Here is a 13,373-nt window from a genome sequence, read left to right as displayed (position 1 = left end):
TATTGACTCCTATCGAAACATCCCAAAAACTCATTGAAAAAACGATTTTCATCGAAGATCTGGATCCGGTTGTAATCTTAGGATTTAGTGATGAACATCTGAATCAACTTGATCGGGCCTTCCCCTCTACAAAGATTACCGCCAGAGGAAATCGAATTAAAATTTTAGGCCCCCAGGATGAAGTAAGTGCTATTGAAGAGATCATGAGTGAAATGATTTCAATTGGGAGACAAACGGGGCACATTAAATCTCAGGATGTTTCCACACTGCTGGCTCTGGCTGATAAAACTGAGGGAGACAGCAGTTCATCACCTGCACGAAAACCCTTTACTCAGGACAAAGGTGATGTAATTATCCATACGCATACCGGAGAAGCTATCTCTGCAAAAACTCCCGGTCAGAGAAACATCGTAAAAGCTTCTGAAAACAATGATATTCTCTTCGCTATTGGTCCGGCGGGCACCGGTAAAACTTACACATCTGTTGCACTTGCAGTTAAAGCACTGAAAGAGCGAAAAGTGAAAAAAATTATACTTGCCAGACCGGCGGTTGAAGCCGGTGAAAATCTCGGTTTTCTGCCAGGAGACTTAAAGGAAAAAGTCGATCCTTACCTCCGTCCGCTTTATGACGCACTCGAAGAGATGATTGAGTTTGATAAGCTCGAATTTCAGCTGGCAAAAAATACTATTGAGATTGCACCCCTGGCCTACATGCGTGGTCGTACGCTAAACAATGCTTTTGTGATTCTGGATGAGGCGCAGAACGCCACCAATACGCAGATGAAGATGTTCCTTACCCGGATTGGGTTTAATAGCCGGGCGATTATCACCGGCGATGTCACTCAAACGGACCTTCCTAAAAAACAAGAGTCCGGCTTGATCTCTATTCAAAATATTCTGAAAGACATAGATGGAATTTCGTTCGTCTATTTAAGTCAGGAAGACGTTGTGCGGCACAAGCTGGTTCGTGACATCATTGATGCATACGAAAAATTTGAAAAGTAATAATAGATCCCGTCTCTCCTTTAACGATTTAAGTTTATTCAAACTATGAGCAATATCAAAGTTACACCACTGTATGAAGGTACATTCTCTGTGGGGCTTGATAAAAATTTCAAACGAATTAGCAGAGATGATCCACCAAATAAAGGGGCTCTCAAGCTTGCCATTAATCCGTTTTTAATACAGGATGGCGAGAAAAATATTCTTTTTGATGTGGGACTTGGTGATTTGCTGGGTGAGAACAGTTCTATAGATACCATTCTGGAAAATTTGGAATCCAAAGGAGTTGAGGATTTTGAAATATCGGATATCTTTGCCAGCCATCTCCATTTTGATCATATCGGAGGATTAGCAAACCGAAAAAATGGGTATTGGGATCTTACGTTTCCCGACGCAAAGGTTTGGATATCAAAGAATGGGTGGAGAAAGCTCAGGTCCATTATCGAAAAAGAGGATGACGATGTAAGAGACTTCTTCAACTTTATTGATTCTCATGCTGACCTCAATTTTTTGAATGATGAGGAGAATCAGATCGATCATGTACGAACGAAGAGAATTGGCGGGCATACCGAATTCCATCAGGTACTTTTTTACGAAAACGGTGATGATCGTTACCTTATGGCGGGAGACATATTGGGGCGCAGAAGCGCCATAAATCGTAGCTTCGAGGCAAAGTATGACTTCGACCCCAAGCAGAGTGTAAAGGCCAGGTCAGAGCTTCAAGAGTTGGCTTATAAAGAAGGTTATGCAATCATGACCTATCATGAACCGATAAATCCGATTTTTAAACTAACGGGCTTCGATAAAAAGAAGGGATATACAATTGAAAATGTATCATGATGAAACTACCTGACAAAATCGATCAAATAAAATCGTACCTGATTCAAAATGATTTTCCTGAGGAAATTGAAGCTGCTATAATTTTAGGTTCAGGTCTGGGCGATTTTTCAACAACCATAGATGAGCCTTTTTCAATTCCTTACAATCAAATTCCCGGGTTCCCTCATACTACCGTAACGGGGCATTCAGGTGAGCTATTTACCGGTACTACTAAAGGTCATAAAATTATAGCATTCTCTGGCCGGTTTCATCACTATGAGGGACATCCGTTAGAAACCACCGTTCTCCCCGTTCACCTAGCCAAAGCATTTAACGCTAAAAAACTGATTGTATCAAATGCTGCCGGTGCAATCAATACCCGGTTTAAAGTAGGCGACCTGATGGTTATAGATGATGTTTTTCGGATATTCCAGAAAGTAGCGCCTGCAGTCTCCCAACCCTATCGATACAATCTTGGACCTGTAGCAGATAAAGTGAGATCAATAGCCGCATCAATCGGGCTCGAGGTTCAACGAGGTACGTATCTCTACGCAAAGGGCCCCAGTTACGAAACCAAAGCAGAAATCCGCGCATTTCGTGTGATGGGTACAGATGTTGTGGGGATGAGCACTGCACCGGAACTGATTGAAGCTTCCAGACTTGAACTGCCTGCTGCAGCCATATCACTGGTTACTAATATGGCCGCCGGTGTGTTAAACCAAAAGCTGGATCATTCTGAAGTAAAAGCAGCTGCTGAAAGTCGCAAAGATGATTTTGCAAAACTGGTTACAGAACTGATTGACAGACTTTGATTTAAAATTTCGGGCTCAGACAAGTATTTTATAAAAGACTTTTTTGACTCCCATATTTATTGAGATACTCCTTCAGTTTTACCTTTTTTCGCGTGCTCTCGCTGGTCATATATCTTAGTTTTCCAAAAATGGGTCTCTCCTGCCAAGCCCGGTCAAACCGTCCAAAACACCAGAAAATACCGGAGTAGCTGTTCGGGTCACGACCATCAATGGCGTAGGTGTTGTTGAGGTCAATCAAATACTGAAGTGCAGTTTCCGGGTCCGGAGTCCACTCAATAACCTTTTTTCCCCACAACATTCTCAGATAGTTGTGGATGATGCCCTCTTCCCGAAGCTGAGTTTGAGCCGCATTCCATATCTCATCATGAGTCTTCGAATTCTTGAGTTCATCGTAGCTGTAAATCCACTCTCTCGGATCATCACGATGTTCGTTCATTGTTTCCAATACCCAGTCCGGCAGGCTTTTAAACTGATCGTAGTCATCTCTGTGATGAGCAAAGTGAAATCCGACTTCACGCCATGTAATCACCTCATCCAGGAATCCGTCAATATTCGGATTACCGTTAAAAAATCCACCGGTTGAACCTTTGTTGAATGTGATTTTATCCAGATCCCACCCTTCCGGCTGATACTCCATAACGGCTTTCACAATTTCGTATTCCGAGACTTTACCAAAATGAAGCCAGGGACTCAGCTGACTCGTCTTCTTCTCATCCGGATCGTTCCGCTTATCATCATACTCCAAAAGTGCTTGGCTGATAAACTGCCCCAGCATTCCAAGACCGGCCGCCCGTGTTCCCATCCATTCGATCGGTTTTACCTCATGGTCAATATCCAGATGTTCAATAAAATCGGGGATATTATTCAATGAATTTTCTGCATCGGGAAGATCATCAAAAATTGACTGCGGTAATTCAATCTTTGAATTGTTCTCTAACTCGTCTAATGAATTCTGCTTGGGTGGATGGGTAAACGCCTCAACAAAGTGTTTCTGCATAATTTTTCTGAAAAAGTATGCGCTGTAGGGATCTTTTTCGGTTAAACCGAGTGGGATCAGTCCGTTGCTGTCTACCGTGTAGTATGGAATTTTCACCTCATTTGGATACTCCCGGTTTCTCTCTTTCATGATAAAAACGGGGTATTCATCTGTAATTAAAACAGAGGCATTTGATGCCAGATCGAAGAGCAGCTTTTTGTATTGACCCGCCTCCTTTTCCACAAAAGAGACATAATTCAATTTTTGATCTGTAGCATAGTCCAGATGCTCCTTCATTCCCTGCATCATAAATGTATGTGAGCGATCCGTTGCCCAGGGATAATCGCAGGAGAATGCTTCTAAAATCAGAAGTGGTTTTCCGAGTTTATTGGCCCAGCCTACAGCATACTCCAATGCAAAATTGTATTGGAACCGTCGGTTAATCTGCATCCAATAGAGAACATACTCTCCATCCGGATTTAGCTCTTTATCGTTTCGTTTAAAAACTCGGTAGCTGTTGAAGTTTTTCATGATGTCGAAAACGATTATAAGAATGTTGCCATTCCCAAAAATTCCCGATCTGTAGTTACTTCAAATGCTTAAAGCTCACTCATTCACCTTTTGATAAATGAAGTGGATAAGTGCGTGGAAATTAAACCAACTCTTTCTTCTTCTCAGCTCTTTTCCGCTCGTTGTGATCAAGATACGTTTTTCGAATTCTCAAACTTTTGGGAGTTACTTCCAGCAGTTCATCATTGTCGATAAATTCAATACACTGCTCCAGACTCATTTTTTTAGCCTGTGAAATTTTTACTGAATCAGCAGTTTGGGTTGCCCGGTGATTCGTTAAATTCTTCTTCTTCACTACATTCACAACCAAATCATCCGCGCGGTTGTTGATGCCAACAACCTGGCCCGTGTATACAGGATCTCCGGGTTCAACAATAAACTGCCCCCTGTCCTGAAGCCCCTCAAGAGCATATGGAGTTACATCACCTTTCTCCAGTGAAATTAGTGCTCCTCGTGTACGTCCCGGAATATCACCTGCGTATGGCTCATAGGAGTCAAACTGCTGGTGCATGATGCCAGTTCCTCGGGTTTCTGTAAGCATCTCGCCTCTGAATCCAATCAAGCCACGCGAAGGTACTTTAAACTCAACTCTGTGATTCTCTCCTTCCTGTACCATTGATGTCATAATTCCCTTCCGTTTCTGCAGATTATCGATCACTTTGTTACTGTAATCTGCATGAACGTCGATCACGACCTCTTCAAATGGCTCATGAGTCTGTCCATCAATTTCTCTGTAAAGTACTTCCGGACGGGAAACGGCAAACTCGTAACCTTCTCTTCGCATGGTTTCAATAAGAATGGCCAGCTGGAGTTCACCTCTTCCGGCAACTCTGAAAATATCCGGATTATCGGTCTGCTCAACCCTTATGGAGACATTAGTTCGAATCTCTTTATTAAGACGATCCTTTATCTGGTTTGAGGTCACATAATCACCTTCAAGGCCCGCAAACGGAGAATTATTAACCCTAAAATACATCGCCATTGTTGGCTGGTCGATATCGTAATACTCGATCGGAGTAGGGTCGGAAACGTGAGTCAACGTATCGCCGATCTCCACGGCATCATACCCGGCCATTGCAAAAATGTCCCCTGCTTGAGCTTCATCAACCGGTTCACGGTTCAGACCATTAAAAGTATACAGTTTTGTAGCTTTTGCCTTTATCTTTTGATTTCCCTTCCGGTCCATCAAAATAATTTCCTGGTTGGTTTTGATGGTTCCCTGCTCTACCCTACCAATCGCAATACGGCCAACATAGTCGTTCCAGTCCACGCTGCTGACCAGCATTTTGAATGGCGCGTCTGTTATTTGCTTCGGCGGTGGTATATGATCTACAATCTTATCAAATAGCGGAGCCATATCCACATTTTCATCTTCCAGTTCCGTTTTTGCATAACCGTCAATCGCGGCAGCATATAGAACCGGGAAGTCAAGTTGTTCATCACTGGCATCCAGAGACACAAACAGGTCGAATACCATATTCAATACAGCATCCGGACGAGCATCTTGTCGATCAATTTTATTAATTAAAACAATAGGCTGATATCCCAGAGCAAGCGATTTTCGGAGTACAAACTTGGTTTGAGGAAGCGGACCCTCAGCAGCGTCAACAAGTAAAATCACACCGTTAACCATCTTCAGGATACGTTCCACTTCACCACCAAAATCGGCGTGACCCGGAGTATCCACAATATTGATTTTCGTGCCCTTCCAAAGTACAGCTGTATTTTTTGAACTAATGGTAATCCCCTTTTCTTTTTCGAGGTCACCGGAATCCATTACTCTTTCGTCTACTTGTTGATTCTCTCTGAATGTACCGCTCTGCCGAAGCATCTTGTCCACCAATGTGGTTTTTCCGTGATCTACGTGAGCGATAATGGCAATATTTCTAATATCTTGAGTCATAAAATTGGTACTAACCATCTGACCTTCCTTTGTAGGGGCAAATCAGAAAAAGTTTATTATTTAAATGAAAATGTTTACAGCTTCCTAAAATAAGCTTTTATTATGACAAGTCGATATTATTTCTGTATTAACAATTCTAAACCAATCCTATCATCATGAACTTAGAACTCGATAATCAACGATTTATTATTTGTGGAGCCAGCAGTGGATTCGGTGAAGCCATTGCGCGTCTAATGTTATCCGAAGGAGCTCATGTCGTTTTAGTTGCAAGACGAGGAGATGTGCTAAGAGATAAATTCGGACATTTTGAAGATCAGACAAGTATAATTGAAGGAAGTATTCTATATGATGAGACCCTTAAAAAGATTGAAAAAAGTGTTCAAAAAAAATCGTTTCACGGAATTGTATTTAATGCCGGAGGCCCTCCTACCGGAACACCTTTAAATACGGACATGGCTGATTGGGACTCATCCTGGCAGCTGGTCATGCGCTGGAAAATTGATCTGGCGTTGCGATTGGCTCCTCTTTTGGTTGAAAAGAAGTACGGGCGGATGCTCTTTATTGAAAGCCAATCCGTAAAACAACCTCTGCCCTCCTTGGCGCTAAGCAATTCATTCAGAGCGGGAGTGGTCGGTTTTGCAAAGTCTTTGGCGCTTGAAATTGCGGATAAAGGAGTGACTGTAAACGTCCTTGCTCCCGGCTCACACGAAACGCCCGCCATCGAAAGAGTAATCAAAAATAACAGCAGTCTGAAAGGAATATCTTACGACAAAGCTAAAGAAGAGATGGTTGAAAATATTCCTGTAAAACGCATGGGTAAAGCAGAGGAGTTTGCGTCTCTTGCTGCATGGCTATTGTCGCCTCACAGCGGTTATGTAACCGGACAAACCATCAGTCATGATGGCGGATCCATAAAAGGAATATTTGGTTAAATCATGAATACAATTCAAAAATCAATAACTCTATCACCTAAATCTCGTGGTTTCCATCTCATTACGGATGAAATTATTCAAAAGGTTCCTGAACTGGAAAATATCAAAGCAGGAGTTGCACATATCTTCATCCAACACACCAGCGCCGGCTTAACAATCAATGAAAATGCAGATCCTTCGGTTCGAAGAGATTTTGAGTCGCACTTCAACAGAATGGTCCCGGAAGACATATCATTATTTGAACACACACTAGAAGGGCCGGATGACATGACATCTCACATCAAGAGTTCACTTCTTGGTCACTCTGTTTCCGTGCCTGTCACAAACGGTCGATTTAACTTGGGAACATGGCAGGGAATTTATCTTTGTGAGCACAGGAATCGGGGTGGAGCGAGGAGGTTGGTTGTTACTTTGTTTGCTGAATAAATAACTTACAGATTTAAACTAGTATCGTTTAGATAAATAAATAATTACTCCAATTAATTTATTCTGTATGCTACTAGCTTTTAAATTAAAAAGGTTGAATCCGTTTAAAATTCCGCCTTTTTTAATTTTATCTCATTCTACTCTACACATAGAATATTGAAGGATCATACTCTACCTGCTTGAGATCCTGTAACTATATTTCTGAAAGAATTCTGCGCTTCTTTTTCGAATAGGTTCAAGGCGTTCACGCATTCTATCATCCGTAAACTATCCGCGTGCCGTAAGCTGCCCCAGGCGGTTCACCACGCTGTGTGTAGGTAACGGTTGATCCTCGTGTTCGTGAACCAGCTGATTCAGCGCATACCCTACCATGTGTGCACCCGATGCCACACCCATGCATTTAGCAATGGCGCCATGGGTGGTCATTCTGCCCTGAGGAATATATTCCACGACTTGATAGATACAGGATTAGAGATCTCTTTGTTTCAAGGATATAATCAAGTTTCTTAGTTTAACTTTTTTAAAAATTAACATAAAAAAGGCGACATCAAATTCTGATGCCGCCTGTAAATTTAAAACTAATATTAATACTAAAGTTAATGATTCATATTAACCGGGAACACTGCACCTAATGTCATAATACCATATAGTACCAGCCTGAGGCCCTGTAACGATAACTCTGAATGTATTCTGAGCATCTTTTATAAAGATACCATTTTCTTGACCTTGACCAGGACCAACCACACCATCTGGTTGGAATTCTGGAAAGAGAATGGGATCATTATAATAACTTTGAAGGCCCCGCCACCCTGAATCATACACTTCATTACCAATGGGATATTCAACAACATATTTATCCGGTTGACTTAAAGCATCAAATCGGATATCAAAAGATGCACCTACAGGAATCTCGGATATGTCCCAGGTATCCACAGTAACTCCGAAACCTCCGGATTGGGAAGCCGACCAATCACCACAAACATCAAGCTCTTTATCAACTTCGCCTGCCAAACCTGTTGTAAAGGTTCTTTGATTCCCATACGACGTTCCCGCTTCATTGACAGCATAAGCACGAACATAGTAAGTTGTAGACTGATTGAGCCCTGATATGTTACTTACAAAATCTTCTGATCCTGTACCATCATCGGTGCAATTGTCGTCAGTTGTTGGATTTGCCGATGTACTCCAACATACTCCTTTTTTGGATATTGGAGAATCTCCGGCGTCATCAATCACTCCACCCGTTACTGCAGTGGTTGGTGTAATATCAGTAACTTCATTTGTGGTAATGCCAGACGGCGGCACAACATAAACGTTCTGCTGATCTTCTTCGGTCTGAAGTGCAAAACCAGATGTAGTTATTGTGCTGGAAGAGTAATTTTTCAGTACCAGTTCACTGATTTCTTTTACAATTTCACGACTAAAATTGGCTCTGCCATTTTCTGTCAATCGGCTTGGCAGTTCACTATCACTGAGGTTATCTACGTTAAATTCCGGAGCAATACCCATATACCCTGCTAAGGTCCAAATTACAGCCTGCATTTCTCTATGTGTCAAAACGCCTTTTTCAGGATATTTGGCTTTAAGCTCATTTTCTATACTGAACAAATAATTTAATGGCTTCCATTTATCATTTGATTCCGTAGCGAATGCTTTCACTCCTACATGAATATCGTTACTGGATCTTAATGGTTTATTCCACTCAAGACACCATGCATTTGCGGTTGTATTATTTATATACTCATTAGGCAATACGTCACTGATATCTATTTTAAAAAAACCATCTTCTTGTGAGTCACTACCCTTATTGATGAGCAAGGTCATGTTATTGGCTTCCTCTACCGCTTCAAGACCAGTAAAAAGTTCAAACGAATCTTCTATCCCCGGACTTGTGCTGTTATCGCATGCCGTTAGATACAACATGCTCGTTAGAACGAGTATAAAAATACCCCATAGTTTGGTTTTCATAATATTTATCCCTGTTTAATTTTAGATAAGACTTCCCCCTTTTTGCCTCTCTTTTTTTTCACTCTTTTCCTAAGGCATTAGGTGTTACCTATTTTTACAAAATTTTTATAAATATTAATATATATAACTTAATTTCTAATCTTTACGCCTGATATGTATGCATGTCTATAAAATCATTTAACACATTATTTTATAGTAACTTAATAACATTATATACTTCTAAATATAAATGTATTAATATATCCTAATGCCAAAGAAGCAAATGGTTTACCCATACAAACTTGATTTATAACAAGTCAAAAAACACCTTTTCTGCAAAAATTTACTGAACTGCTTATATACACATTTCTCTTCAAAGCCATCGATCGTTTGATCTGAAATGGAATTGTATTTTAAATTTCATTACTCATGTTGGTAAGAGATTGTAGCTTTAATACTGAATCTTAATTTTCTACTTATTAATCACTAATTATACCCTCAAAAGCGTATAATGCCTTATAGGTAAATACATTTACTACTCCTGCAAAGTCCCGTAATCAATAGAATGTTCAACCTCGGAATATGGCAGGATATTTAATTTTGTGAATATGGATTCGGGGTGGGCGAGAAGATTAGTTATTATTCTGTTAGAAGAATAATTTTGCGTAGCCATTCCATTTTAATGGATTATATTTTATGACTCTTTAAGCTCAAGTATTCTGTTTTCGAAATCCGAATTTAATATCATCCATGAAAGCCATTTCTAAGCAGTCAGATAAAACCTATAATCTGGAGCTATTTTTTGAGATTTCTGCCGATCTTCTCTGTATTGCCGGTTTTGATGGGTACTTTAAGAAAGTAAATCCTTCGTTGATTAAACTGTTGGGTTATTCAGAAAATGAACTTCTCAGCAAACCCATCAACGAATTTATTTATCCGGAGGATCGAGAAATTACATCTAATTATCGTGGAAGAATTCGAAGTGGCACTCCCCTCTTGAATTTTGAAAATAGGTATGTAACAAAAAAAGGAGAAACGGTTTGGCTTTCGTGGACCTCAATGCCCGTGAAGGACTTAAATCTGGTTTATGCTGTTGCAAAAAATATAACCCATGGCAAACTTCTAGCTGAGCATCGAAACTTACAGCTGTCAAAACTCACCAAATCAAATAGCGATTTAAAACAACTCACCTATTCAACCTCTCACGATCTTCGTGCTCCTTTGGGAAATTTGATCAGCATCCTTAGTATTTTGGATATATCTCAAGGGGTGGATGAAGAAATCCTTAATCTTCTCGGGTTACTTAAGACAAGTGCCGAAAAAATGAGAGTAACGTTAGATAAGCAGATTGATACTATTAAGTATTCTGAAAATATTACCGGAAATGTTGAAGAAATTGATATTTCTGAATGCTTATCAACTGTTACACAATCGATTCAGTCACTTATAAAAGACACTGAAACTAACATTGAGACACGATTGGAAGAGTTTGGTTCAATTCTTTACAATCGTTCATATCTCGAAAGTATTTTTCTGAACCTGATAACGAATTCAATAAAGTACGCCAAACCAAATACATCCCCTCAAATCTTAATCCAGACAAAAAAGGAAGATCAATACAGGCAAATCATCTTCTCTGATAATGGCATTGGATTTGAAATGGATAAAGTGAAAGACAAGATCTTTGGTTTCAACCAAACCTTTCATAAAAATAAAGACAGTGAAGGTATCGGGCTGTATTTAGTTTACAACCATATACGTGCTATGGGTGGAACAATACAGGTTGAAAGTGAAGTAAATGAAGGAACAACATTCACTATTACTTTGACAAATTAACCGCTATAGAGATATCCTGTAGACTCATTAGCTATCCTTAAAATGGATTTCGAATTAGCTGAAAAGTAGATTTACACCCTTGAGAGGTGAATGAGTTCTAAACGTTTATTTCATTGAATTCCGTCGTATCCAAATCCATTCATCTTCGAGGCTTTTGAATATAATCCAGGTATAATCTTTGGATAAAATTGCCACACTCTCTTGAGGTTCGAATAATACACTGCACTGCTTCACCATTTCCCCTACACTCATAAAGATCACCGGAGTAAATATAGGATAACAAACAAAACAGAGCTCTTCTTTTGAAATCCGAAGTTCTTTCACAGCCTTTTGTACCATTTTGATTGAATCTGAACCAAAAGTAACTGAGGTGTTTCCCGGCACATAGCGTAATTGCTGGCGTGATGGAAAGTATTTCTCCATACTATGATGTACAGGCAGTTCTGATGTCGAAATTATTCCTGAAATAAGATCAGCCTCTTCATTATTCAGCAGTGTTATCAGGGTCTCTTCTAAAAAGTCTAACGGTTGGTCAAGTGAGGAAGCCAAATACTCCAATTTAAAACTTGCCTTATTTCTCTTAAGCTCTCTATAAATCTCCAGCCATGGAATTACATGCTGTTTACAGTAATCTGAGATTTTCTGCAGCTTTTGTTTTTTCTCCCTTCTCTTTTCCAGTTCTCTTCGGCGCGACGATTTCATAGAGTCCACCGTAGTTTGAGTATTATCCTGGCCGAAATTTGAGAACCTTTCAACTTAAACGCCCTTTTTTAACTTAAGCATTCGCGTCCAGACATCAGGTCTGCCCGATGGAACATCTTCGCCAATCAGAGAAACATGTTTCACATCTTCAACAGAGAAGAACGCATTCGGGGCAAACTCATTCACAACATCTGCCAGCTCTTGCCATCGTTTTCTTTTTGCCACCGTAAACAAAACATTCACAGGGCCAAATTTACCTTTTCCATCTACCACCGTTACACGAAAATCGTGTTTCATCAGCTCTTCTGCAAGGTGTGAATTCTCCTGATTCACAATAATCCGGTAGATTTGAACTCCCATTTTCATCTTCTCTTCAATGTACATCCCGATAAAATTGCCCGCCGCAAATCCACCCGCATATGCGATATAGTTCAGCCAGTTATCCAGATTTTGGAATATCTGTGCAACGATTATGATCCAAATCAACACCTCAATAAATCCCAGAATCGTGGCTTTTCCACGAAAGCCCTTCGAAACAAACATGATTCGAATCGTACCGATGCTAACATCCAAAATACGGGCAAAGAAAATAAAAAGAGGTACGAGAGCGGCAGGCACCAGTTCAAAAATGAGAAGAGACATGATTTAACCCCATTTGGATAAAAAAATAGGATGCCATTCACAGAACAGCATCCTTTTTGTTGAGCGGAGAGAGAGGGATTCGAACCCTCGAAACCCCTTTCGGGGTTTACTCCCTTAGCAGGGGAGCGCTTTCGACCACTCAGCCATCTCTCCGTAGTCGAATATCATCTTTTTAAGAGCCTCAAATATAGGAACCTTTATGAACTCTTTGCAACATTGATTGCAAAATATTCGAAATTTTATTCCTCTTCTTTTTCAATCTGGATATAGATCTGACCAAGATTTCTTCCCTCTTGTGCAAAATCCAATCCATACCCCAAAACAAATAGATTCGGAATTTTAAAAGCAGTGTAATCGATCTGCACTTCATATCGGGTTGCTTCCGTCTTGTGAAGCAGTGTAACTACAGTTAAGGATGCAGGTTTGTACTGCTTCAACTTATCAACCAAATATTTCATGGAGAGGCCGGTATCCACAATATCTTCAATGATAATCACATGCCGATCTTTAATGTCAGCATCAATTTGTTTCAAATCCCTGACCTCGCCAGAAGAAACTTTTTCATCTCCGTAGCTGCTTAACTTTAAAAAATCTACCTCACAAGGAATACTGACATATCTCATCAAGTCTGCAAGGAAAATATAAGATCCATTCAAAACACCAATAAAAATGGGGCGCTTATCCTGAAATTTCTGGCTAAGATTTTGACCGATCTGTTTAATTCTTTGTTGAATTTCTTCCTGAGTGAGATAAACTCTAAACTCCTCACCCTGAACATTAATTTTCTCAGGCAGATACAAGTTCATG

At 40.2% G+C, this 13,373-nt stretch carries 13 protein-coding genes and 1 tRNA gene; 6 read left to right on the top strand and 8 right to left on the bottom strand.

The features are described from left to right. Positions 1-2 precede the first annotated feature (2 nt). Genes CWD77_RS01070 through CWD77_RS01060 form a run of 3 tightly spaced genes read left to right on the top strand, consistent with a single transcriptional unit; the run spans position 3 to position 2,632 of the window. On the top strand, positions 3-1,004 hold the full coding sequence (locus tag CWD77_RS01070; protein WP_240596589.1) for a PhoH family protein: 1,002 nt from the start codon (positions 3-5) through the stop codon (positions 1,002-1,004). A gap of 45 nt (positions 1,005-1,049) precedes the next feature. Next, a complete protein-coding gene (locus tag CWD77_RS01065; protein ID WP_101071372.1) occupies positions 1,050-1,841 on the top strand; it encodes an MBL fold metallo-hydrolase in 792 nt (263 codons plus the stop codon). Next, the gene (locus CWD77_RS01060; RefSeq protein WP_240596587.1) at positions 1,838-2,632 is read left to right on the top strand and encodes a purine-nucleoside phosphorylase; all 795 of its coding nucleotides are present in this window, start codon (positions 1,838-1,840) and stop codon (positions 2,630-2,632) included. Before CWD77_RS01065 ends, CWD77_RS01060 begins: the two co-directional genes overlap by 4 nt. Before the next feature lie 28 nt (positions 2,633-2,660). On the opposite strand, the gene CWD77_RS01055 is transcribed toward CWD77_RS01060, so the two are convergent. Together CWD77_RS01055 and typA are read right to left on the bottom strand one after the other, a co-directional pair. After that, on the bottom strand, positions 2,661-4,139 hold the full coding sequence (locus CWD77_RS01055) for a hypothetical protein (protein ID WP_101071368.1): 1,479 nt from the start codon (positions 4,137-4,139) through the stop codon (positions 2,661-2,663). A 121-nt stretch (positions 4,140-4,260) separates the two neighbouring features. Further along, a complete protein-coding gene (gene typA, locus CWD77_RS01050; RefSeq protein WP_101071367.1) occupies positions 4,261-6,081 on the bottom strand; it encodes a translational GTPase TypA in 1,821 nt (606 codons plus the stop codon). A gap of 155 nt (positions 6,082-6,236) precedes the next feature. On the opposite strand from typA, the gene CWD77_RS01045 reads away from it, so the two are divergent. Further along, on the top strand, positions 6,237-7,013 hold the full coding sequence (locus tag CWD77_RS01045; protein WP_101071365.1) for an SDR family oxidoreductase: 777 nt from the start codon (positions 6,237-6,239) through the stop codon (positions 7,011-7,013). Between the two features lie 3 nt (positions 7,014-7,016). After that, positions 7,017-7,439, top strand: coding sequence for a secondary thiamine-phosphate synthase enzyme YjbQ (locus CWD77_RS01040; protein ID WP_101071363.1), 423 nt, complete (start codon positions 7,017-7,019; stop codon positions 7,437-7,439). 267 nt (positions 7,440-7,706) lie between these two features. Here CWD77_RS01040 and CWD77_RS01035 read toward each other — a convergent pair whose 3' ends face one another. Then, positions 7,707-7,889, bottom strand: a complete 183-nt coding sequence (locus tag CWD77_RS01035) for an MGMT family protein (RefSeq protein ID WP_101071362.1) — start codon at positions 7,887-7,889, stop codon at positions 7,707-7,709. Positions 7,890-8,048: 159 nt separating this feature from the next. Beyond that, the gene (locus CWD77_RS01030; protein ID WP_101071360.1) at positions 8,049-9,407 is read right to left on the bottom strand and encodes a fibronectin type III domain-containing protein; all 1,359 of its coding nucleotides are present in this window, start codon (positions 9,405-9,407) and stop codon (positions 8,049-8,051) included. Positions 9,408-10,136: 729 nt separating this feature from the next. Between CWD77_RS01030 and CWD77_RS01025 the strand changes: the two genes are divergently transcribed. Continuing rightward, on the top strand, positions 10,137-11,222 hold the full coding sequence (locus CWD77_RS01025) for a PAS domain-containing sensor histidine kinase (RefSeq protein ID WP_101071358.1): 1,086 nt from the start codon (positions 10,137-10,139) through the stop codon (positions 11,220-11,222). Positions 11,223-11,327: 105 nt separating this feature from the next. On the opposite strand, the gene CWD77_RS01020 is transcribed toward CWD77_RS01025, so the two are convergent. The 4 genes from CWD77_RS01020 to hpt all read right to left on the bottom strand — a co-directional run bounded on the left by CWD77_RS01020 (position 11,328) and on the right by hpt (position 13,372). Continuing rightward, complete coding sequence (locus CWD77_RS01020) at positions 11,328-11,924, bottom strand: hypothetical protein (RefSeq protein WP_101071356.1); 597 nt, start codon at positions 11,922-11,924, stop codon at positions 11,328-11,330. Between the two features lie 54 nt (positions 11,925-11,978). Beyond that, a complete protein-coding gene (locus tag CWD77_RS01015) occupies positions 11,979-12,566 on the bottom strand; it encodes a DUF2179 domain-containing protein (protein WP_240596585.1) in 588 nt (195 codons plus the stop codon). Positions 12,567-12,630: 64 nt separating this feature from the next. After that, positions 12,631-12,719, bottom strand: a tRNA-Ser gene (locus CWD77_RS01010). An 86-nt stretch (positions 12,720-12,805) separates the two neighbouring features. Continuing rightward, positions 12,806-13,372: a hypoxanthine phosphoribosyltransferase gene (gene hpt, locus CWD77_RS01005; protein ID WP_101071354.1), complete on the bottom strand. Its 567-nt coding sequence runs from the start codon at positions 13,370-13,372 to the stop codon at positions 12,806-12,808. Position 13,373: the final 1 nt, after the last annotated feature.

The sequence above is a fragment of the Rhodohalobacter barkolensis genome (assembly GCF_002834295.1).
GTDB classification, from domain to species: Bacteria; Bacteroidota; Rhodothermia; order Balneolales; family Balneolaceae; genus Rhodohalobacter; species Rhodohalobacter barkolensis.
This window is presented reverse-complemented; position numbering and strand designations above follow the sequence as displayed.